The sequence below is a fragment of the Streptomyces sp. NPDC048419 genome, from assembly GCF_043200415.1.
Taxonomy (GTDB): Bacteria; Actinomycetota; Actinomycetes; order Streptomycetales; family Streptomycetaceae; genus Streptomyces.
On sequence record NZ_JBICXT010000017.1, the window covers coordinates 204,816 to 226,988 of the forward strand.

General features: G+C 70.4%; 17 protein-coding genes and 2 pseudogenes. 6 read left to right on the forward strand and 13 right to left on the reverse strand.

The annotated features are described in order from the left end of the window. Positions 1-240 precede the first annotated feature (240 nt). Positions 241-1,019 (forward strand): annotated as a pseudogene (locus ACGFYN_RS31365) (SDR family oxidoreductase). Between the two features lie 34 nt (positions 1,020-1,053). Here the strand turns inward: ACGFYN_RS31365 and ACGFYN_RS31370 are convergent. The 3 genes from ACGFYN_RS31370 to ACGFYN_RS31380 all read right to left on the reverse strand — a co-directional run bounded on the left by ACGFYN_RS31370 (position 1,054) and on the right by ACGFYN_RS31380 (position 5,829). Next, positions 1,054-1,950: a LysR family transcriptional regulator gene (locus ACGFYN_RS31370; protein ID WP_393869273.1), complete on the reverse strand. Its 897-nt coding sequence runs from the start codon at positions 1,948-1,950 to the stop codon at positions 1,054-1,056. 251 nt (positions 1,951-2,201) lie between these two features. Beyond that, positions 2,202-3,761 (reverse strand): mucoidy inhibitor MuiA family protein, encoded by a 1,560-nt coding sequence (locus ACGFYN_RS31375; RefSeq protein WP_393869274.1) that lies wholly within the window; start codon positions 3,759-3,761, stop codon positions 2,202-2,204. A gap of 4 nt (positions 3,762-3,765) precedes the next feature. Further along, complete coding sequence (locus ACGFYN_RS31380; protein WP_393869275.1) at positions 3,766-5,829, reverse strand: DUF4139 domain-containing protein; 2,064 nt, start codon at positions 5,827-5,829, stop codon at positions 3,766-3,768. A 179-nt stretch (positions 5,830-6,008) separates the two neighbouring features. On the opposite strand from ACGFYN_RS31380, the gene ACGFYN_RS31385 reads away from it, so the two are divergent. Continuing rightward, complete coding sequence (locus tag ACGFYN_RS31385) at positions 6,009-6,740, forward strand: DUF6215 domain-containing protein (RefSeq protein WP_393869276.1); 732 nt, start codon at positions 6,009-6,011, stop codon at positions 6,738-6,740. 58 nt (positions 6,741-6,798) lie between these two features. On the opposite strand, the gene ACGFYN_RS31390 is transcribed toward ACGFYN_RS31385, so the two are convergent. Then, on the reverse strand, positions 6,799-7,410 hold the full coding sequence (locus tag ACGFYN_RS31390; protein WP_393869277.1) for a TetR/AcrR family transcriptional regulator: 612 nt from the start codon (positions 7,408-7,410) through the stop codon (positions 6,799-6,801). A gap of 166 nt (positions 7,411-7,576) precedes the next feature. Here ACGFYN_RS31390 and ACGFYN_RS31395 point away from each other — a divergent pair, with 166 nt between their 5' ends. Both ACGFYN_RS31395 and ACGFYN_RS31400 read left to right on the forward strand, forming a co-directional pair. Continuing rightward, on the forward strand, positions 7,577-8,512 hold the full coding sequence (locus ACGFYN_RS31395) for a carbon-nitrogen hydrolase family protein (RefSeq protein ID WP_393869278.1): 936 nt from the start codon (positions 7,577-7,579) through the stop codon (positions 8,510-8,512). Next, complete coding sequence (locus tag ACGFYN_RS31400; protein WP_393869279.1) at positions 8,509-9,894, forward strand: APC family permease; 1,386 nt, start codon at positions 8,509-8,511, stop codon at positions 9,892-9,894. The genes ACGFYN_RS31395 and ACGFYN_RS31400 overlap by 4 nt, the downstream gene beginning before the upstream one ends. Before the next feature lie 609 nt (positions 9,895-10,503). Here ACGFYN_RS31400 and ACGFYN_RS31405 read toward each other — a convergent pair. Continuing rightward, the gene (locus ACGFYN_RS31405; RefSeq protein WP_393869280.1) at positions 10,504-11,451 is read right to left on the reverse strand and encodes an MIP/aquaporin family protein; all 948 of its coding nucleotides are present in this window, start codon (positions 11,449-11,451) and stop codon (positions 10,504-10,506) included. A gap of 334 nt (positions 11,452-11,785) precedes the next feature. Beyond that, positions 11,786-12,367, reverse strand: coding sequence for a hypothetical protein (locus tag ACGFYN_RS31410; protein ID WP_393869281.1), 582 nt, complete (start codon positions 12,365-12,367; stop codon positions 11,786-11,788). Positions 12,368-13,363: 996 nt separating this feature from the next. On the opposite strand from ACGFYN_RS31410, the pseudogene ACGFYN_RS31415 reads away from it, so the two are divergent. Then, positions 13,364-14,570, forward strand: a pseudogene (locus ACGFYN_RS31415) (RNA-guided endonuclease InsQ/TnpB family protein); the annotation flags it as partial. 35 nt (positions 14,571-14,605) lie between these two features. Here the strand turns inward: ACGFYN_RS31415 and ACGFYN_RS31420 are convergent. Genes ACGFYN_RS31420 through ACGFYN_RS31430 form a run of 3 tightly spaced genes read right to left on the reverse strand, consistent with a single transcriptional unit; the run spans position 14,606 to position 16,231 of the window. After that, complete coding sequence (locus tag ACGFYN_RS31420; RefSeq protein WP_393869311.1) at positions 14,606-14,728, reverse strand: hypothetical protein; 123 nt, start codon at positions 14,726-14,728, stop codon at positions 14,606-14,608. Positions 14,729-14,734: 6 nt separating this feature from the next. Then, positions 14,735-15,343, reverse strand: a complete 609-nt coding sequence (locus ACGFYN_RS31425; protein WP_393869282.1) for a DNA polymerase ligase N-terminal domain-containing protein — start codon at positions 15,341-15,343, stop codon at positions 14,735-14,737. 57 nt (positions 15,344-15,400) lie between these two features. Continuing rightward, positions 15,401-16,231 (reverse strand): aldo/keto reductase, encoded by an 831-nt coding sequence (locus ACGFYN_RS31430; protein ID WP_393869283.1) that lies wholly within the window; start codon positions 16,229-16,231, stop codon positions 15,401-15,403. A gap of 96 nt (positions 16,232-16,327) precedes the next feature. On the opposite strand from ACGFYN_RS31430, the gene ACGFYN_RS31435 reads away from it, so the two are divergent. Further along, the gene (locus ACGFYN_RS31435) at positions 16,328-17,392 is read left to right on the forward strand and encodes a LacI family DNA-binding transcriptional regulator (protein ID WP_393869309.1); all 1,065 of its coding nucleotides are present in this window, start codon (positions 16,328-16,330) and stop codon (positions 17,390-17,392) included. A gap of 108 nt (positions 17,393-17,500) precedes the next feature. On the opposite strand, the gene ACGFYN_RS31440 is transcribed toward ACGFYN_RS31435, so the two are convergent. From ACGFYN_RS31440 to ACGFYN_RS31455, 4 genes are read right to left on the reverse strand one after another with little or no spacing between them, the layout of a single operon-like run. After that, complete coding sequence (locus ACGFYN_RS31440) at positions 17,501-18,886, reverse strand: glycoside hydrolase family 32 protein (protein WP_393869284.1); 1,386 nt, start codon at positions 18,884-18,886, stop codon at positions 17,501-17,503. After that, positions 18,883-19,737, reverse strand: coding sequence for a carbohydrate ABC transporter permease (locus ACGFYN_RS31445; protein WP_393869285.1), 855 nt, complete (start codon positions 19,735-19,737; stop codon positions 18,883-18,885). The genes ACGFYN_RS31440 and ACGFYN_RS31445 overlap by 4 nt, the downstream gene beginning before the upstream one ends. A 14-nt stretch (positions 19,738-19,751) precedes the next feature. Beyond that, positions 19,752-20,705: a carbohydrate ABC transporter permease gene (locus tag ACGFYN_RS31450; RefSeq protein WP_393869286.1), complete on the reverse strand. Its 954-nt coding sequence runs from the start codon at positions 20,703-20,705 to the stop codon at positions 19,752-19,754. After that, positions 20,702-22,111, reverse strand: a complete 1,410-nt coding sequence (locus tag ACGFYN_RS31455) for an extracellular solute-binding protein (RefSeq protein WP_393869287.1) — start codon at positions 22,109-22,111, stop codon at positions 20,702-20,704. The genes ACGFYN_RS31450 and ACGFYN_RS31455 overlap by 4 nt, the downstream gene beginning before the upstream one ends. Between the last annotated feature and the right edge of the window lie 62 nt (positions 22,112-22,173).

Below are 22,173 nucleotides of genomic sequence, written 5' to 3' on the forward strand. Positions count from 1 at the left end.
AACGAACGGCACGGGGTCGCCCTCTGTTGGGCGGCCCCGCGCCGCTTTGGCAGCCGTACAGGCATAGGAATTCCCTATGGCGTCCGCTCACATTTCGTCTTTGCCCCTCGATCTGTTCCCGACCTACGTTGAAGCAGCTCAACGAGGTGCTCACTGCGCTTCATCCGGAGATTCGCGTTCTGCGCACGTCGAGCTCATTTCCGTGAAGCGGACCAATACACGATCGAGAGGGCTGCTGACATGACCACAATCGACAACGGAACGGGAACACGGGAACTCGCGGGAAAGCGAGCTCTGGTCACGGGCGGCTCCCGCGGAATCGGAGCAGCCGTCGTGCGCCAACTCCTGGACACGGGCGCCGAGGTGCTCACGACTGCCAGATCGGCGACGACCACGGTGCCGCACGGGGCCCACTTCGTGCAGGCCGACGTCCGGACAAGGGCCGGAGCCGAGGCGCTCGCCGCAGCCGCACGAGACGAGCTCGGCGGGGTGGACATCCTGGTCCACAACGCGGGTGGCGCGCAGCCCTACGCGGGCGCTTCGGACATTCCCGACGAGGAGTGGCAGCACGCCCTGGACCTGAACTTCCTGTCATCGGTGCGGCTGGACTCGCTGCTGGTGCCGGGGATGCGGGAACGCCGTTCGGGGCGGATCGTGCACGTCTCCTCGGCCGCGGTCCTCCCCCCCCCGTGGGACCGTTCCTGCACTACACCACCGCGAAGGCGGCGCTGGAGAACTACAGCAGGGGACTGGCCCTGGAGCTGGCCGCGTCCGGGATCCGGGTCAACACCGTGAGCCCCGGCAGGGTCACCACCCCCGGCGGCGAGGCGACACGCGAGCAGTGGGCGCGCCTGAACGCGGCGCCGGCAGAGGTCAACGCCGACGACACCACCCCGCTCGGGCGCGACGGTCAGCCCGACGACATCGCCCACGCCGTGCTGTTCCTCGTTTCGGACCGGGCGAGCTGGCTGACCGGAAGCAATATCTTCGTGGACGGCGGCGAATTCCCCAGGGGCTGACACCTACGGCATTCCGGAACGGCAGGTCCGGCCATCAGGAGGCGGACGAGAAAGAAGTGGATTCGGACCAGGTCTCCTGACGCAGGATTTCGAGAAGGGCAGCCTCCGCCGGACCCGCGCCGGGCCGGACCACGGCGATGACGGGCTGGGGCACGACCGGGGACACGGGCCGCACGAGGTGCTCGTGACCGGGGGGCACCGCGGACGCCGGGACGAGGGTCACCCCCAGGCCGTTCGCCGCCCAGCGCACCGCTGTCGCCGTCTGGGACACGCGGGCGGCCGTGATCGGGGTCAGACCGTTGTCCCGCAGCACGTTCAGCAGCACGGCATCGAGCGCGCTGTCACGGTCGAACCGCACCCACGCCTCCCCTTCCAGATCGCGCAGCGTGACCCGCTCCGCGGCGAGCTGCGGATGCCCGGCGCCCAGCACCACGACGAACTCCTCGTCGCCGAGGTGGTGGGCGTCGGCGGGACTCTGCTCGCACGCCGCCATGAGGGCCAGATTCAGCACACCCCGGCGACACAGCCGCTCCAGCTCGGCGGAGCTCGGCTCCTCGAAGACGGTGACCTCCAGCCGCGGGAAGCGGCGACGCAGCTCGCCGAGGGCGCCCGGCAACTGCCGCGTACCGAAGCCCATCTGCACCGCGACCACCAACTCGCCCACCAGCTCGTCGGCACCGGCCCGCGCCGTCGCCCGCGCCCGCCGTGCCGCGCTCACCGCGACCTCAGCCTCCCGCAGAAACGCCCGGCCGACCACGGTGGGCACCAGTCCGGTCGGCGTACGCGCGAACAGCTCGACACCGAGCTCCCGCTCCAGACCGCGAATCTGCTGGGACATCGACGGCTGAGCGACGCGCAACGCTTCCGCGGCCGCCGTGACCGAGCCCTCCTCGGCGACCGCCAGGGCGTACTCGAACTGGCGAAGACTCATCGGCTTCCGTCCCTCCCCGCGGCGGACACAGTCCACCCGTAGTCATCGCTGTCATGGCTGGAAGCCCGCTTCCGGCCCCGATGATTCCCCGAGGATGCGAAACGTCCGCCTCGCTCCTCCGTGAACAAGACGGCAGGGCAGTGCGTCCGCCGGGCCGGTCCCTTGGGAAACACCGGCGAGGGCCTCCGCTCCTTGACCCCCCGAGACCGGCGCGGAGGCCCGCCGCCGGGGCTGGCCGTGCCGGCAGTAGCTCAGAGGCCGGTGACCTTGCCGCTTGCCGAGAGTTCGTAGACGAGGGTGACCGTGTGCTGTCCGCCGGGGGGCAGGCGCAGGGACCAGCGGGCGATGCCGTCGGCGTCGATCGTGCCGGGTTCGGGTGCGCAGGCTTCCTTGCGCAGGCGTACCTCCACAGCGGAGACCTCGGAGACCGGGATGCGTTCGCGAAGGGCGACGATCTGCTCGCCGTGTTCTCCGGGGGCGGAGAAGCGGGAGAGGTGAAGGCGGACCGTGCGGGTGATCAGGGTCCGCTGGGTCAGCGTCGCGGTGTCGCGGGACTCTTCGGTGTGCCGGGTCACGCGGTAGTCGTCGTGGCTGCCGAAGGCGAGCTCGACACGGGCGCCCGGAGCGGAGAAGTCCAGCGTGCCGCGGCCGGTGAATCCGCTCCCGCGGACCAGGTCCACAGGGCCGGCGAGCAATGCATGGCCGGACGAGTTGTCGAACCGCACCACCTGGGTGACCAGCGGCGACAACTCGGGAGAGGAGGAGTATTCGGTGCTCGCCGCGGTGGTGACGGCCGTGAGCGGTACCCGGTGGGCGCGGCCGTCGGTGGGGACGGAGACGGGCACGGGGGAGTGCAGCACACGCGCCTCGCCACCGTCGTCCACTCCGGGGAGGCCGAGCACCGGGGCCGGACCGAGGTCCGCGATCTCCTCCTCCCGCAGCTCCACGTCGACCGTGCGCCGCTCGGCTGCGGAGCGGTCCCTGAGGGTGAGACGGTCCTCGGTCAGCCGTGGCGGGTCGGTGGTCAGCGCCGAGCGGGCCGTCGACAAGGTGAGGTGGACGTCGGACCAGTCCTCGCCGGTGCGCTGCCAGACCATCGCGTCGGTCTCCAGCGTCAGCGAGTTCCCGTCCAATTCGGCCCGGTAGGCGGGGCGCCACAGTGCGCACGAGGTGAGGTGGGCCAGACGCAGCCGGACCGGCCCGGCGTCCGCAGCCCGCACGGTCAGCTCTACGTGGCCGATCAGTTCGGCAGGCTGCTCCTCGGAGAGCTCGATCGCATGCCGCGCCTCCATGAGTTCACCGGACAGGGCCGTCAACCGTGCGTCGGCGGCGCGGAGTTGCTCGCCGTACGCATCACGCTCGGAGTCGATCCGGTCCAGTTCGCGGGTCCAACGGGGCTCGTCCGTCTCGCCGTTGCCGGTCCCTTCGACGATGTCGCGCAGCAGATCGGTGGCGAGCCGCCCCAGCAGGTCGAGACGGGCGCGCAGCCGGTCGCGCCGGTGGCCGAGGGAGAGCCGTTCCTCTTCCAGGGCGCGTATCTCCCGGCGCAGGGCGGAGTCGTCGGTGGAGGGCAGGGGGGCCCGTGGCGTCCAGGTGCGGACGATGCGGACGTCGAGGACGGTCGCCTGCTGCTCGCCCGACAGTTCCGCATGAAGGGTGCGGTCGACCGCGAGCGCGCTGATCGGCCCGAGGCGCAACCGCTGGACCCCGGCGGCCAGTTCGAGTTCGGCGGTCCGCTCGATGTGGGCGCGGTCTTCCAGGCAGGTGACAGCCGTGACGGGCAGGGGGATGGGCTGGGTTCGAGTGGCCATGGTGTCAGCTCCTGCGGTTGCCGCCGACCAGGGCCTTGGCGGCCGGGACGCGGATCTCGTAGCCGCCGTCGAGGGCGGCACTGCTGCCGGCGGGCAGGTCCACCCGCCAGACGCGGGTGCCCGGGGCGTGGCGGTCGGGTCCGCTGTCCTGCTCGGGTGTGGTCCAGTCGGCCCGTTCCTCGATCCGGACATCCGCCTCGGAGGTGACCGGAACCTGTTCGTGGACCTCGACGGTGACGGCCTTGGCGAGCCTGTTGGCCAGTTCCACATGAACCTGGTGGGCGAGCACGGTGGTGTTGTTGCGCAATCCGGCCGTCGACTCGCGCAGGTTCGTCCGGCGGGTGACCTTGATGCCTTCCGCCGGGCCCAGCCCCATCCGGCGCACACCACCGGGGGCGAGCGTCGGCAGCGCCGCCGTCAGCAGGAAGTCGTCGTCGACGGTGACCTCCACCGGACCGGCGAGCAGGGCCTGGTCGGTGGCGTTGGAGAGTACGAGCGTGGCGTAGACAGTCTGCTCCACGGACGGCACACACAGATACTCGGTACGCAGCCCGACCGGGATCTCCGTGACGGTGACGGTGTGCCACGTGCCGTCGGACGGGATGTCGGCCCTGGCGACGGCGTCGAAGCGGTGGTCGAAGGAACCCGCCGACTCACGGGGCCGCACGGCGTGTCCGGGCAACGGCAGCGTGGAAACCGCGTCGGCGCGGCGACGGTACTCGACCGCCACCGGGTCGTACAGCGCGTGGGGAAACAGCCTGCCCCTACGGCTCTCGGGCTCATCGGCGCCGGACAGCACGAGCGCGGCGTAGTCCAACTCGGTGCCGCTCGGCTGCGGCGGACCCAACTCGACCGGCGGCGCTGGGGGAGGGGCCGCCTGGCCGGGAGCCGCGGGGACCATGGGAGCCATGGCAGCGGGAGCGGCCACGCGCTTGGCAGCGGCCGGGGACCCGCCCCTCGTCGGCCGTCCCGACCGCCCCGGAGGCGGCACGTCCGGCCTGGCTTCGTCGAACTCCTCCGCCTCAGCGGCGAAACCGGCCGGCCCAGCAAGCGCGGCGGGCGCCATGCCGTACCCCCCTGGCGCCGGCGGAGGCAGGGCCGCACCACCGGCAGACCCGCCTACGGCCATGGGCCCCGGGCCCGCAGCGGGCCGGGCGCCCGCCGCGTCGTACCCCGAGAACAGATCGGCGAGCCCGGCAGGCGGCTGCCGCCAACCGGAGGGCGCGGGAGCGGCTTGCCGGCGACCCACACGTATCGAGCGCAGCCTCGGCAGTTCGGTCTGGCGCCGCAGATCCGCGGTGGCGAGAGCGATGCGCACCCCGCTCCAGTCCTCACCGGAGCGCTGGGCGACCGAAGCACGCAGCACCAGGGTCCCGCTGTCGTCGCCCTGACGATGCGCAAGGCGGTAGGCCGGAACCCAGACGGCGCCCGGCACCCCGTACTCGAGCTCCAGTTCCACGGCTCCGGATCCGTCCAGAGTCAGGACCGCGCCGACCGTGGTCGCCACCTGCCCCGGCTGTACGTCGGTGGAGGCGCGTGCCCAGCGGTCCGTGGCCACGGAGAGCTCGTGCTCGACGCGGCTCAACTCCTCCTCCAGCTCGGCGAGTTGGCCGTGCAGGCCACGCAGCCGCTCGTCCACGAAGTCAGCGAGCCGCAGCCACGCGTCGGCGGGTGTGCGGCGGGGCGGGTCCTCGCGCTTCCGGGTCGGCGGCACCGGGCGCAGTTCCATCACTTCGGCGATCTTGCTCAGTTGCCGGTCACGGCGCACCTGTGCCGCGGCGTACACGTCACGCAGCCGCTCCATCTCGCGCCGCAGGGCGTCGGCCGCGTCGGTGTCGGACGGCTCGGCGTCCACCTCCACCCGCACCTCGGTGACTCGGACACCGCTCTCGCCCACGACTTTGGCCCGCAGAGAGTCCGGGTCCATCGAGCGGGGCAGTCCCGCCACCCGCACTCTGCCGCTCGCCGGCACGGTGCCCCGGGCCACCCGCGTGCAGAGCGCACCCTGTGCGTACACCACAACAGCGTCGAGCGACGACGCCCACCGCTGCGCTTCCTCAGACTTCATACACTCCGCCCCCGCCGTGTCCGTGCCGAACGAAGCCTATGCCCAGGCCACGCCGTGCTCGAGCGCAATTCCGGGGTCACTTGACGCGCGGTGTGCCAGGACGGCCAATCGCCTTGTCCACTCGGTGATCGCAGGTTAGTGTCGCCCCGCACGTGTGGGGGATCATGTCAGGTGGGGGCATGGCGGACGACAATGAGACGCCCGAAAAGGGCGTCAACGCAGCGCCGGACAAGGGCGTTGGCGCATGGGGGCAGGTCGTTGCCGCCTTCGTGCTGGTGGGGGCGTTGAGTCTGGGGCTGTGGGCTGTCAGCCAGAACTCGGCTTCCTCTACGGGCTCCGGGCCTGCCAAGTGCACGGGCGGAGAGGCCGACAAGAGCTCCGCGAGCAAGAAGGCGTCCTCGCACGTCTCGGGGGCGCAACTGTGCGAGGCGCTCAACCGCCCCGATCTCGCCGAACTGCTGGGCACGCCGCAGGAGAGCGCCAAGTCGGCCAGTGGCAGCGGCGGTTCGTTCACGTTCGCGGGTGGCAAGGAGGTCGCGAATCCCTCGGCCCAGGTCGAGTTCGCGACCTACACGGTGTCGCTGTCGGCCACGTACGACCGCCTTCGGGTGTCGGGCACCGCCGCCCTTCTCGGAGGCGACGCGAAGCAGCGACACGTCCTGGGCCGTCAGGCCGTGCTGTACTCCGACCACACCATCAGCATCCGCTTCCGCCTGGACGGCAAGGACTCCGAGAGCGGGCCGGGTGTCCCGGCTCGCGCCCTCGTCGTGGCCCAGGACGCCAAGGACCGCGGCGGCTCCTTCGAGCTGACGCTGTGGCGCGAAGACGGCGGAGTTCCGGACGACGCGGTGCTGCTGCGCATCGCGGACGAAGTCCTTCCGACCATTCCGGGATGGACGGCCACGACCTGATCGCATCCGTCGGGCAGGTGCGCGTGGGGATCGCCGCCACGTGTCCCGCGTCGGTCCGTCAGGAGCGTCGGTCGAAGGCCGGGTTGCCCGTGACGATGCGCGCGTGGTCGAGGAGGCGGTCCTCGATGTCCTGAGCGCTCGCACTGCCGACCAGGAGGTCCATCGCGTAGCCGTCCTCCAGGGCCACGAAGGAGCGGCCCAGGGCGTGGGCGTCGCCGGTGAGTGTGAACTCGCCGGTCTGGCGGCCGAGTTCGAGTACGTGACGGTAGAGGTCGCTCTGCTGGGCGGTGAAGACGCGTTGCCGGTCGGCGGCGCCTTGGCTGCGCAGTGCCACAGGGAACAGTTCGAAGAGCAGCCGGGTGCTTTCCTCGCCTTCACCGGGCCAGGGCACCCCGGTGTGGATGCAGGCGCGCAGCCGGGCCACGGGCCCCTCAGCTTCCGCGATGGCCTTCTCGCGGCTGACGAAGTAGGTCGCGGCGCTGCGCTCGAACACGGCGGCGAACAGCTCTTGGATGTCGGCGTAGTAGTAGAGCACCGAGGCTGGGGTGACGCCGGCGGCCTTGGCGACGTCGCGCAGCTTGGTGGCTGTGGCTCCGAGATCCACCACGGTCCTGGCGGTCGCCTCGATCAGCTGGGCGCGGCGTTCCGCCTGTTTTCTCGGTCGGGCCATGGGCGCCATGTTCGCACACCGCCGACAGGCTCTCGGATCTCGCCCGGTGCGAACCATTGACCCGCCCTCATTCATTAACTAAATTTCGTTTAACGAATCACGGACCCCTCCCTGTCCGGTCCGCCACCCATCTCCGATCAGTCCCCGACCTCAAATCTGGTGATCCATGTCCCGTCCCCTTCCCCTCGTCCTGGCCCAGGCGGCCCGCCGTGCCGCCGACGACCTCGACGGCCTGGCCGCCGACGTGCGAACCCGCACGGCGGGGCTCCCCGCCGCACCCTTGATCGTCTATCCGGAGCTGCATCTGGGCGGCCCGGTCGGCGATACGACCCCCCTGCCTGCCGAGCCGGCGGAGGCCTTCGCGGAGCCCCTGGACGGCCCGCGCGACCGCGCCCTCGCACAGATCGCCGGCGACCTGGGTGTCTGGCTCGCCCCCGGCAGCGTCTACGAGCGTGCCGCCGACGGACGCGTCTACAACACCGCCCCCGTGTACTCCCCGCGCGGCGAGCGCGTCGCGGCCTACCGGAAGATCTTCCCCTGGCGGCCGTACGAAAAGGTCTCGCCCGGCGCCGAGTTCACCGTCTTCGACCTCGACGGCATCGGCCGCGTGGGACTGTCGATCTGCTACGACGCCTGGTTCCCCGAGACCACCCGGCACCTCGCGTGGATGGGCGCCGAGCTGGTACTGAACTTCGTCCAGACCTCCGGCAGCGACCGGGCCCAGGAAGTCGTGCTGGCCCGCGCCAACGCCATCGTCAACCAGCTCTTCGTCGCCGGCGTCAACTGCGCCGCTCCTGTCGGCACGGGCCGCAGCCTGCTCGTGGACCCGCAGGGCAACGTGCGCTCCGAGGCCGTGGGCGACAGCGACACCACGCTCACCGACGTGATCGACCTGGACGAGGTCGCCAACGTCCGCCGTCTCGGCACGGCCGCGCTCAACCGGCCGTGGCAGCAGTTCCGCCCCGACGACCAGCCCCTCGCCCTGCCGCTCTACCAGGGGCGGATGGACCCGGCGACCTGGGCCGGCGCCACGGCACCGGCCCCCCTCCCCAGCCCGTCCACCGGGAGCCGTACTGCACCCGGGGAAGCGAGAATGCCGTGACAGATCAGCCCAGCCGTCTGCGTGGAGACCTCGGACTCGTCTCCGTGGTCGCCTTCGGCATCGCCTACATGGCTCCCGCCGTCGTCACCTCGATCTTCGGCGTCATCGCCGCCACCAGCAACGGCGCAGCACCCGCCGCCTACGTGATCGCCACCGGCGCCATGCTGCTGACCGGCCTCAGCTACGCCAAGATGGCCAAGGTCCACCCCAGTTCGGGCTCCGTCTACACCTATGCGCGCAAGGAGCTCGACTCCCGCGTCGGCTTCCTCGCGGGATGGGCGCTCCTGCTCGACTACCTCTTCCTGCCGATGGTCGCCTGGCTGCTCCAGGCCATCTACCTCCACGCCCAGTTCCCGGCCGTTCCTGAGTGGGCCTGGCTGGTCATCAACGTGGTCCTGGCCACCACCATCAACGTTCTCGGTCTCAAGGTCGCCGACCGGATCAACCGAGTGCTGCTGCTGGGCGTCACAGCCATCCTCGTCGTACTCGCCGCCCTGTGCGTCCACTACGGCCTCGGTCACGGCGGCAGCGGCGCGGCGGGTCACGCCTTCTGGAACAGCTCGACCAGCATCTCCGCCGTGACCGCTGCCGCCGCCGTCGCCGCCTACGCCTTCCTCGGCTTCGACGCGGTGAGCACCCTCAGCGAAGAGGTGCGCGACCCGCGGCGCACCATCCCGCGCGCCATCATCCTGACCGTGCTGACCGGTGGCGGGATCTTCATCGCGATCTCGTTCCTGATGCAATGGGCCCACCCGGGCGGTTCCTTCCCCGACGAGGACTCCGCCGGGTACCTCCTGTCCACCACCGTCGGCGGCAAGACCTTCGCCGATGTCGCCAACATCGTCGGCATGCTGGGCGGGTTCGCCTCCTGCGTCGCCATTCAGGCCAGCACCAGCCGTCTGATGTTCGTCATGGGCCGCGACGGCGCTCTGCCGCGGCCGGTCTTCGGCCGCCTGCACCGCAAGCTGCTCACGCCGGTCGTCAATGTGCTGGTCATCGGCGCCGTCGGCCTGCTCGCGATGAACCTCTCGCTCGCCGACGCGACCTCCTTCATCAACTTCGGCGCCTTCCTCGGCTTCACCCTCGTCAACCTCTGCGTGATCGCCTATGCCGTACGGCAGTGGCGCTCGGGAACCCGCCACTCGGCGGTGAGGTACCTCCTCCTGCCCGCCGCCGGCGCCGCGGTCGACGTCTACCTGATCACCCAGCTCGGCGGCATCGCCGTCGAACTCGGCCTGGCCTGGCTGCTGCTCGGCATCGTCTGGCTCGCAGTGATCACCAAGGGCTTCCGCCGCCCCGCTCCCGAACTGCGAATCCAGGCAGGCGAGGAGGGCGACTTCGCGGGGTCGGAGGTCTCCGACCCGGTCCTCCCGACGACGTGAAGGGTGCCGGAGGTTCACGCAGGACCCTGAGCATGTGCCAGTCATCGGAGCGCGCCACCGGCGGTCCGAGCGCACGATGGAGTGAGTAGGACCAGGGGAGACGTGGACATGAACACCCACCACGCTCGACATCAGAGGATGCCGCAGCACCAGACATGGGGACCAAGGAGTTCGGGCGCGCCGACGCCGCCACTGCCGCCCGCCTGGACAGCGCCGCCTCAAGGCCCTGCGCCCGGCCGGCCCTCGGACGCGGGTGCTGGGGCACCACCGCCTGAGAAGCGGCGCCCGGTCTTCCTGTGGTTCTTCCTGGGGGTTCAGATCTTGTTCGTGATCTGGCTCATCTCAGGTATCGCGAGTGGGAGCGGCCCGCCCGACTCGTGCCGAGGGATGACCGGCGACGCCTTGAAGACATGCAAGGACGTCAGTGACGTGGGGACCACGATCGGTGTCGGTCTCATCGTCGGATTCTGGGTGGCAGCTGACTTCGTCCTGGGCATCGCGTACGTGCTCTACCGGCTCGCCGGCCGACGCCCTGGCAGCTGAGAGACCGTCCCAGCCGCCAGGTGTCTTCGGACTCGTTCCTGCCGCCCTCAGCGAGCGTCAGCGCGGTTATTCCTCGTCCGCCGTTGTGACCGGCCTGGTCCGGCCGGGTTCCGGTGGTTCGGCCTCCTGGGCGCGGATGTGGAGGACGTCGCCGATGAACAGGTCGTACACCAGCACGCCGATCACCCCGCCGATGAGTGGTCCGACGATGGGTATCCAGAAGTAGTCGCTGAAGGCGCCGGACAAGGTGCCCGGCATGGCCAGGTCCTGCCAGCCGGCGGCCCAGGTGAACAGGCGTGGGCCGAGGTCGCGTGCGGGGTTGATGGCGTATCCGGCGTTCGCGCCGAAGGACATGCCGATCGCTGCCACGGCGAAGCCGACCAGCAGCGGGCCGAGGTTCGCCTTCACCGCGGTGTTGCGCAGGTCGATGAGGGCGACGACCAGCAGCACGAGGAAGGCCGTGCCCACGATCTGGTCGATCAGCGGCCCCCAGATGCCGCCGTGGAAGTAGGGCGCCGGGAAGGTGCCGAAGATGGAGAACGACGCGAGGGTGTGTCCGTTGGTCTTGGGGCCCTTCATGGCGTGGTCGAAGGTGTTGATCGCGTTGTGGTAGACGGCGTAGACGAGTGCCGCCCCGGCGAATGCCCCGATCAGCTGGGAGATCCAGTAGGGCACGACCTTGACCCAGGGGAACTTGCGGCGTACCGCGAACGCCAGCGTCACCGCGGGGTTGATGTGCGCGCCGCTGACACCGCCGGCCACGTACACGCCGAAGACGACCGCCATCGCCCAGCCCCAGGTGATCAGCAGCCAGTCCCCGGCGCTGATGAAGAACGTCGTCGGCCCGGACGTACGGCCCGACCCTGGCAGGGCGGCGACCGCCATCGCCACCACACCGCAACCAAAGGCGATCAGGACGAAGGTTCCGAGGAACTCCGCCAGGCACTCACCCCACAACCCGCCTCGGCGCCTGAGCCGAGAAGGCTTGAGCAGGGGCTGGATCTCTACGGCCATGTGATCCTCCCGATGTGCGGTCGTGCACCACGCCGAAGCGTTTGTCCCGTCATAACTCCGCTCGAGGGATGCGACAAGTTCAACGGGCTACCAACCGGTGCCGCGGCCGACGGACCTCGGTGCGGCTCGTTCGCAGCCGGGCGTGGGACTGGGCATGGTGTACAGCCGCGGCATCCACGTCGGCCATTGCAGTGTGCAACAGCCTAGCCCTGGGCCGGCCCGGCGGCACAGGCTTGTGCGGTGACCCATGCGTTCCCATGCGCACCCATGCGTTCCCATGCGCACCCTTGCGCACCCGCGCGCCCGCATACGCTCCGGCGATCTCGCGGAGGCCTCACACAATGGTTCCGCCCCACCGCCTGTCGGCCTTCTCCCAGTCGTCGGCCCACAGGTGCATACGGCGTCGGCCCAGGCCTGCCTGCAAGCCCTGTATGCCGATCAGTACCACCACACCTGTCCCGCCCGCGGCCGTGAGACCCACCATGGCGGACTGGAACATCGCATTGGCGGGGGACAGGGGCTCGGCTGTGAGGTGGTTACGCGAGTTCGTCCACACCCTGATCCGGTCTCCCGGGGAGACTCCCGTCTTCACCTGGGTGACGCCGGTGTGCGTGTGTCCGTCGGCGCCGGTCCAGCGCACGGTCGCCGGTACTCGCCGATTGCTCGTCGGACCCGTGGTGGCCTGGGAGTTGGCGGGTTTCACGACGACCGCGGGCACCGGCTGGTGTTCGGCCCGCATCCGGTCGTAGCCCTCGTCGGCCTTGCTGCCTGTCACCCAGGCGGCGACCAGGCCACCCGCGATGGCGCACAGCCATGCCGCGAGAATGATCCACGCTTCCACGACGTCGACGCGTCGTCGCAGCGGATTGCTCCGCCATCTCCACAGCCGTGCGGTCGAGCGGCCCGTTGTCGCCATCGGCCGACACCCCTTCGAGAGTCCCGGCGGCTTCCTTCTCCAGTGTTGCCCTGTGCAATGGTTCCTAGGTGGTGAGTACCCCCGTCGCCGTCGGCGACACCCTTTCGACACCCGGCTACGACGTAGTTTCCTGGGGCGTGATCGTTCATTTGGGCGGGTGGTGCCACTCACGGAGGTGAAGTGTCCAAGGGCGAGGGCGGCGTCGGGCTGGTGACCGTGAAGCCTTGGCCGCGATCACCTTCGTGGCCACCTCGGGCTGTACGTGGCGGCGGCTCCGGTCGGTGCAAGGCGAGCCGGCCGCCGAGCCGTTGGTCGCTCATTGAGCCGCGTAGGGGCGACGGCACAGTCGACCTGCCACCGCACCCCCCATGAGAGGGGCGATGACGAGCACCAAGCCCAAAACTCCCGCGAAAGCGACTGCCACCGCGTTCGACGCGTGGACATCGGGATCGCTGAAAACCGTGAGGTCGAGAGCCCAAAGGCACGGCCCCGCAGCGCCACACGCTGCCAGTAGCCGGCAGGCGCGAGCACGCCCGAGGAGCGTCCCCAGCAGCAGAGAAGGTACAAAGCTGCAGATCAGCATACTCAGGATGGCGCTAACGCCCGACAGGTCCAGGATGCCCACGGTCATTGGCAGCCAAGGGCTGACGGCAACCGCCGCCGCCCACAGCAGGCACATGGGAAGGAGCCCGGCGGACCCTCCCGCGGTCGTCGCCCGCTGACGCGCCGGCTTGTGCTTCATCGTCGCCCCCTCAGAGCAGTTGATTACGATGCTCTCATCGAATTTGAACACGTTCAACCACCGGCTGAACCCGCGGCATCACCGGTTTCCTTCGAGGATGCTCCGACCTTCAGGCCGGAGAGGAATCGGACTCCTGCGAGTGGGGCGGGTCCATCGCCGCTGGGGCGATGGGCCCGCCGCTACAGGACGGGGTACGCAGGCCCACCAAGATCAATAGGGTTCAACTGTCAGTCCTGCCCGGTAGGTTCGGGTTCGTGACGACAGGCGCGCAGACCGTGGGGGAGGGCGGGCATGCCCGCTGCACCTTCCGGCTGCGCCTGTCGTGCACGGCCCGGCGTGCGCTGGAGGCCGAGTGGGATCGGTGCCGCTGGATCTGGAATGAGTCGGTTGCCAAGGCGAAGGCCCTCCACCAGCTCCATCGGGTGACCGGTGCGAAGGTGACGTGTGGTGCGGCGCAGCTGGACAAGATGCTGACCGAGGCTCGCAGCCGGACGCCGTGGCTGGCTGAGGGTGCGTCGGTGCCGCAGCAGCAGGTGATCCGCGACTTCGCGAAGTCCCGGGCCAAGGCGCTCAAGGACATCACGGCGCGTGTGCCCGCACGCCGGCGTGCGGGGATGCCGAGGTACAAGAGGAAGCGTGAGGCGCTGCCCAGCCTGAACTACACCCGGCGCGGGTTTCGTCTCAAGGACGGGCGGCTGCAGCTGGCCGGTGAGATCGTGGTGCGGCCGGTGTGGTCGCGCGCGCTTCCCACACCCCCTTCGTCGGTGCGCGTGTACCGGGATGCGGTCGGTCACTGGTGGGCGTCCTTCGTCGTCGCGGCCCAGAGCGAGCAGCTGCCCGAAACCGGACGGGTGATCGGGATCGACTGGGGCGTCAGCGAGACCGCCACCACCACGTCCGACGACCACGATCTTCCCCACCCGCAGCACGGGAAGAGCGCCGCGCAGAGGCTGGCCCGCTATCAGCGGATGATGGCCCGGCGCCGCCCCGCGAAGGGCCAGGCCGCCTCGCACGGTTATCGGGAGGCGAAGCGGCAGACCGCCAAGCTGCATCAGAAGGTGGCCCGGCAGCGGCAGGACACCGCCCGCAAGTGGGCCAAGCGCGTGGTCCGCGACCATGACGCCCTGGCGGTGGAGGACTTCCGGCCCAAGTTCCTGGCGAAGTCCACCATGGCCCGTATAGCGGCCGACGCGGCGATTGGTGCCACGAAGCAGGCCCTGGTGGAGATGGCCCGCAAGCACGGGCGCATCGTCCATCTGGTCCACCCCGCGCACACCACGATGGACTGTGCGCAGTGCGGCGCGAGAACCAAGCACGCACTCCCTCTGTCCGAACGAACGTATGCCTGCACCGCGTGCGGAACCGAGTCCCCCCGGGACAAGAACTCCGCGCGCGTGATGCTGGTCCGGGCTGGTCTGCAACCCGGCTGGTGCTGATCGTGCAAGACCTGCGCGCCCGCCGGGCCGCAGGCAACGTGAGCCAGGAATCCACCCCGTTCACGCGGTGGAGGCGTCAATGAGTGTGGCCAGCATCGGGCGGGCGGCCAGTTCCGCACCCGGACGCGCCGCGCGCAGCAGCCTGCGCTGATCGTCGGGGAGCGAGTCCAGGACGCCGGCCATCGCTGTTCACCGATCCCCGTCGTCCGCGGCGACCTGGGCGAGCGTGCGGCCGCTGTTCACAGAGCGTGCCCGGCGCGGATCGGGCGTCCCGTGGCCCTGGGCCTGGCCGCCCGCCCTGACCAGCAGCCATGCCTCCTCGCCGTCGTCCTTCCCGCCGCGGAACCGCGTGAGCGCGTACTCGCCGTGCAGCTTCGAGCCCTTGAGCCGGAAGCGTGCGTGCCCGTGTTCGAGGGACTCCTCGAAGTCGACGGGCCGCCCTTTCCGGTCGTGGCTCAGCGGCTCGTACACGCCGTGGTCCCACACGATCACGGTGCCGCCGCCGTAATCGCCCTTCGGGATCACGCCCTCGAACTCCTCGTACTCCAGCGGATGGTCCTCCGTGGGCACGGCGAGCCGCTTGTCGTGCGGGTCGTCGGAGGGGCCCTTGGGGATGGACCACGACTTCAGTACGTCGCCGACCTGGAGCCGGAAGTCGAAGTGCATGGTGCTTGCGTCATGGATCTGCACGACGAACCGTGGTTCCTCGCCCGCGCCGGCCTCCTGACCCCGCGGTTCCGCGGTCCGCCCGAAATCGCGCTTGCGGTGGTACTCCCGCAGCCTCTCCTGGTCGGCCACCTCCGGCTCCTTCCGTACGACCCCGTTCCGCGGTTGGCCGGGTACCCGGCCCGTGACTCAGAACTCCTCGTGCACCTCAGGGTCCCCACCGATGCGCCGATGGGCCCGCCCGGCGACAGCACCGAGTTGCGAGGGGCCCAGTTCGAAACCGAAGACGTCGAGGTTCTCGCGCTGCCGCACGGAGTCCGACGACTTGGGGATGGGGACCGCGCCCAGCTGGGTGTGCCAGCGCAGGACGACCTGGCCGGGCGTCACGCCAAGGGCCTCGGCGATGGAGACGATGACGGGGTCCTTGAGCAGGCTGGTGCCGCGGCCCAGCGGGCTCCAGCTCTCGGTCAGGATGTTCTTGGTCTCGTGGAAGGCGCGCAGCTCCTCCTGCGGGAAGAGGGGGTGCAGCTCGATCTGGTTGACGGACGGAAGCACCCCGGTCTCCTTCTCGAGCCGCTCGATGTGCTCGGCGGTGAAGTTCGAGACGCCGATCGAGCGGATCAGGCCGTCCTCACGCAGCTTGATCATCGCTCGCCACGAGTCGACGTACTTGTCGACGCGGGGCAGCGGCCAGTGGATCAGGTACAGGTCGACGTACTCCACGCCGAGGCGCGCGCGGGACTCCTCGAAGGAGGCGAGGGTCTCCTCGTAGCCGTGGTGCCGGCCCGGTAGCTTCGTCGTCACCACGATCTCCTCGCGGGGGACGCCGCTGCGGGCGACACCGCGGCCCACGCCGGACTCGTTGCGGTAGTTGGTGGCCGTGTCGACCAGGCGGTAGCCCGTCCCCAGGGCCTCGGCCACCGCGCGTTCCGCCTCCTCGTCGCTCATCGGCCAGGTGCCCAGGCCGAGCGCGGGAAGCGTCGTTCCGTCGTTGAGGTGGTGCGTCGGGATGCTGATCACCGTGGGACCTTTCCTCGACTGTGCCGTACCTCCAGCCTCACGGATAGGGTGAGCTGTGATCAACCGTACGGGTGGGGGATGAGGGCAGCGGACGGCATGGGCAGCACCGAGGAGAAGCGGCCGGCGGGCACGGGACGCCCCACGTCACGGGACGTCGCACGGCTCGCGGGCGTGTCGCACACCGCGGTCTCCTTCGTGTTCAACGGCCGCGCCGAGGGCAACCTCTCGCCAGCCACCCAGGAGCGCATCCGCCAGGCCGCCGTGCAGCTCGGCTACCGCCCGGACCCCGTCGCCCGCGGTCTGCGCAGCCGCCGTACGGCCGTGATCGGCCTGGTCACCGACGAGATCGCGTCCACGCCCTTCGCGGGCCGGCTGCTGCGCGGCGCCATGGAGACCGCCTGGGACAACGACCACCTGGTGCTCACCGTCGACTCCGGGGGCGACCGGGCCAAGGAGGACGCGGCCGTCGCCGAGCTCCTCGACCGCCGCGTGGACGGCATCATCTACGCCGCCATGTCGCTGCGCCGGGTTCGCGTCCCCGAGGGCCTGCACCGCACCCACTCCGTCCTCGCCAACTGCCTGCCCGAGGACGACTCCCTGCCCGCCGTGATCCCGGCCGAACGCGCCGGGGGCCGTACGGCGGCCCGGCTCCTCCTGGAGGAAGGGCACCGGAGGGTCGCCGTGATCGGCGGACAGGACGACATCGCCTCGGTCGAGCGGCTGCGCGGCTTCCGCGACGCCCTGCGGGCCGAGGGCATCACGGTCCCCAAGGACTGGGTCCTGCGCACGGGCGGCGAGATCTCCGGCGGGTACGAGGGCGCGACGCGAATCTTCGACGGCACCGCGCCCGACCGCCGCCCGACCGGCGTCTTCTGCTACAACGACCGGGTCGCGGCGGGCGTCCTGCACGCCGCGACCCGGCTGGGCATCGAGGTTCCCCGGGACCTCTCGGTGGTGGGTTACGACGACCAGGAACACATGGCGGAGTTCCTCACCCCGCCCCTGACCACGGTCGCTCTGCCCCACCGCGCGATGGGCGAGGCCGCCGCCCGTCTCCTCCTCGACTCCATCGAGACCGGCCGGACACCCCCCGCCGCCACGCGGCGCATCGCATGCCCGGTGATCAGCCGAGCGTCCGTGGGACCGGCTCCCACCCACTGACGGCGTCGACCGCCACGCTCCAGCCGCCTGGCGGCCCCCGATCTTCTGCTGCACACCGGCGGGGCGCGCGCTGATGTCTGCCGCGCCCGGGGTGTGGCCTGTCCGGTGTCAGCCGTGGAGTCCCGGGATCAGCTCCCAGCCGCTGACCGTGGCCGCCATGCCCGTCACGACGAGGTCGGCCACGTCCCCCGGCCGCCGGTAGACGCGCTCCGTGAGCGTCGCGCGGTCGTCCACGAACACCTCCAGCAGGGAACCGTCGACAAGTACCCGCACGTGCCTGCCGGTTGTCCGTACGACGATGGGTGCCGACCCCTCGGGCCGGGTCCGCGGCCAGTCGGTGCGGTCCAGCGTCACCGTGCCCGCGTCCGGGTCCAGCAGCAGCGTCATCTCGGCGCCGGTGGCGGAGCGCAGCAGGCTCACGGTGGTCGGCCCTTGTGCGATGACGGTGAGGTCGTACGACTGGGGGAGTGGTACCGCGCTGCCGGGTGCGGTGACGAACGGGGCATCTGCACGCAGGAGTTCGAGCTCCGGAGCCGGTACGACGCGCAGGGTGCCGTCCGGGTGGACGTCCACGACCCGTGGCGCCGAGAGGACCCCCGCCCACCCGGCACGGTCGACCTCGCTCTGGTCGCGGGCCTCCCAGGACCAGCCCCACATCAGGGCCCGGTCCGCTTCCTGGAGCACGGCGGGGGCGTAGAAGTCCCGGCCGTGGTCCAGCCGGCCCCCGGCTCGTGCCTCGAAGCGCAACTCATCGTCTCCACCGAGCTGGAGACGGCCCGTCAAGTAGCCCGTGGCGCACGGGTCTCCGTCCCAGAGGGACAGGACCAGTGCCCAGTCGCCGCTGGGCGTCGCGTACATCTGCGGGCACTCCCAGCCCACCGCCTTGTCGCCGAACGCGTCGGCCGCCACCGGGTCGTGGCCGTCGACGAGGACGCCGGCGAACCGCCAGTCGGTGAGGTCGGCGCAGTCGTAGAGGAGGACGGACGGGGTGCCGTCCTCGTGGCCGGCGCCGACCAGCGCCCAGCGCCGCCCGCCGTGGATGAACACGAACGGGTCGCGGAACATGACCACGTCCAGGTCGGCGGGCGGACCGGAGACGGCGGGGACCGGCAGGGGTTTCCAGTCGGTGAGCGTCTCGTCGTCGGGGACCACCGCCCGGGCCAGGCAGATCGAGCCGGCGCCGGCGTGGTGGCGGTCCACGCCCGTGTAGACCGCGGTCGGCACGCTGTCGTCGTCCACGACGCAGCCGGACCAGCAGCCCGCCTCGTCGGGACCGCCCGGTGTCGGGGCGAGCGCGATCGGGTGGTGCTCCCAGTGCGCGAGGTCGGGGCTGGAGACGTGGCCCCAGTGGACGTTCGCGTGCACGGGCGCGTCGGGGTTGTGCTGGTAGAAGAGGTGGTAGCGATCCCGCCAACGGAAGGGCCCGTTCGGGTCGTTGATCCAGCCGGCGGGCGGACGGACCCTGAAGCGCGGGGCGTTGGGGTCGAGGTTCAACGGTTGACTCCTGCGGACGTGATGCCCTCGCGCAGAGGACGCTGGCCGACGACGAACACGGCGACGGCGGGGATCATGGAAAGGACGACTCCGGCGAGGACGACGGAGATGGAGCCCGTGCCGAGGTTGCCCTGGAGCGAGACCAGGCCCAGCGGCAGCGTGTAGTTCTGGCCGGAGGTCTCGAGGATCAGCGGGCGGAAGAACTCGTTCCAGTGATAGTTGAAGGCCAGGACGCCGACGATGGCGAGGCCGGGCGCGGCCAAAGGCGCGTAGACCGACCGGAAGATGCGCCAGGGCCCGGCGCCGTCCAGCATGGCCGCCTCGCCCAGGTCCTTGGGCATGCCGAGGAAGTACTGGCGCATCAGGAAGGTGCCGAACGCGGTCGGGAAGGCAGGGATGATCAGGCCGAGCAGCGTGTCGGTGAGTCCCATCGACTTCAGCACCAGGAACACCGGCACGATCGTGACCTGCAAGGGCACCATCATGGTGGCGAGGACCAGCCCGAACAGGGGCTTCTTGAAACGGAATTCGAGACGCGCGAAGGCGTACCCGGCCAGCCCCGCCGTGACCATCTGGCCGACCGCGATCAGTGCGGTCACCAGCGTGGAGTTCAGGGCGAGCAGCCACACGTCGATCTGGTCGAAGACCCCGCGGTAGGCCGCCGTGGTCGGATGGCTCGGGATGATCTGCGGCGGCAGGTCGAAGGACTCCGCCGGGGTGCGCAGGGACGTGGAGATGGTGTAGATGACCGGACCGAGGGTCAGCAGCGCGCACACGGCCAGGCCGGCGACGCGCGCCCACGGCCCGAGAGAGTGCCGGGCACGGCCGACGGACAGGGTTGCTTGGCTCATGGGAGTCACCCGGCTCACTGGTAGTGGACGAAACGCCGGCTGAGCCGGAACTGGAGTGCGGTCACCGCCATGATCAGCACGAACAGCAGCACGCCCACCGCGGACGCCTCGCCGAAGCGCAGCTGCTCGAACGCGGTCTCGTAGATGACCATCACGACGGTGCGGGTGGAGTCGCCGGGCCCGCCGTTGGTGAGGACGTACGGCTGCTCGAAGACCTGAAGGGCGTTGATGACGCCGACCACGGTCGCGACCAGCAGCGTGGGCGACAGCAGCGGGAGCGTCACGTGCAGGTGCTTGCGCAGGCCGGTCGCGCCGTCCAGGGAGGCCGCTTCGTGGACCTCCTTGGGTATGTTGTTCAGTCCGCCGATGAACAGCAGGAACGAGAAGCCGAACTGCTGCCACACGTAGACGAGGACCACGGTGGCCAGCGCCGCGTGCTCCGACGTCAGCCAGGGCACCGGTGCGATGCCGACCAGCCCGAGCAGCCAGTTCACCACCCCGAAGTCCTGGTTGAACAGGTACTTCATGACGACCGAGATGGAGGCGGCGGACAGCACCAGCGGGAAGAAGAACGCAGAGCGGAACACCGAGCGCAGCCACGTCGGCATCCGCCCGTTCAGGGTGAGGGCGAGCGCCAGGGCGACCAGGAGTTGGGCGGTGACCGCGAACACCATGAAGACGAGGGTGTTGAGGAACGACACGCGCACCGTCGAATCCGTGAACACCGCGCGGTAGTTGGCGAGCCCCGCCCAGCTCGGCGGATCGATCACGTTCCAGTGGAACAGGCTCAGCACGATGGAGCCGACGATCGGCACGACCGTGAAGACGACGATGCCGACGACGGTCGGTGCGAGGAACAGCGCGGCCAGCCACCGCGTGCCGCGCGTGTGCAGGGGCGAGCGCCGCGGTACGTCCACGGCCGGCGTGGCGGCCCGCGGCCGTACGGCGGGAACCTGGGTGTTCGTCATACGTCACGCTCCATGGCCTGCTCCAGGTCGCCCTGCATCCGGCGCAGCGCGGGGCGCACCGAGCGCCGCGAGGCGAGAGCGGTGCCGGTGTGCTTCAGCAGCACCTCGGTCACCTCCGCGACCTGCGGCGGGGCGGGGATGGGCCCGGTGTCGGGGAACTTGTCGAGGGTGTCGTAGAAGACCTGCCAGTGCTTCGGGCCGGACTCCTGGTAGCGGGCGGCGGTCAGCATCGAACGGCGCGCCGGGGTGGTCTGGTTGGTGTCGAACAGCCGCATCAGGGTGTCCCTGCGGGCCGCGTACTTGATGAACTCCCAGGCTTCCGCCTGCTTCTTGGAGGTGCGTAGCAGCGCGTATCCCGCGGCGCCGAACTGGTGGCGCTGGGTGCGCCAGCGCGGGAAGTACTGCACGTCGAAGACGTCGGACTTCATCCCGGCCAGATGCAGACCGCCCGCCCAGAAGCCGCCCGCGGGTGTGACGCCGACGCGGCCGGTGGAGAAGACGCCGACGAGGTTCTGGCCGTTGCCGCCCTCCGGGCGGGTGCAGAGGTTCTCCTGGATGAGGGAGGCGAGGTAGTCGTACGCCTCCTCGACCCGCTCTTCGGTGGCCTGCGGGGTCGTCCAGCGGAAGCCGCCGCCGCGGCCCTGGCGCTGGGCGGCCGGGTAGAAGGAGTCCCACAGCCAGGAGCCGCCGGGGGCCTTGGACTCCTTGAGCAGGTTGGTGCCGTTGGCGAAGAGCCAGGGCACGACACCGCCCCACAGCCGGTTGGTCCAGAAGTACGGCGTGAACTGGGAGCCGCTCGACCTCTTCATGTCCCGCAGCAGCGCGGTGAAGTCGTCGCGGGTCCAGTCCGGTGCGGGGAGGTCCGCACCCGCCCGGCGCAGCACCTGCCGGTCGAGGTACATGTCGGCGGCGTTGAACTCGACCGGCAGCTGGTACAGGTGCCCCTCGTACATCATCGACTCGACCAGCGAGGGGTGGACGTCGGCGAAGTACTCCTTCAGCTCGGCCGCGTCTCTCTTGACCCAGGGGTCCAGCGCGACCCCGAGACGCTGCGCGAAGAGCTGCACGCCCTCGGTGGCGACGTAGACCAGGTCGGGTGCGGTACCCGCGGCGATCTGGGTGAGGATCTTGGCGAAGAAGTCCGACCAGTCGACGGCCTGCACCGCGTTGATCCGGAGCTTGATGTCCGGGTGCACTTTCCGGAAGCCCTCGGTGAGCGTGCGGATGGCCTCCGGGCCGTAGGCGGGGCCGAGGGTGGCGACGACGAGGGAGCCGTCGTCGCGCCCGGGGATGTCGGCTCCGGTGAGCCGGTCCCAGCTCGCGGCGGTGCCGGCCAGGGCGGCGGCTCCCGCCCCGTAGGCGCCGTACCGCAGCAGTGTGCGGCGGGGGAGGTGCGAGTCGGTCATCTGAGGGCCTAACTCGTGTTAGATCAGGGTTGACGTCCCAGATGATGGGAAGCGCGGCAGTG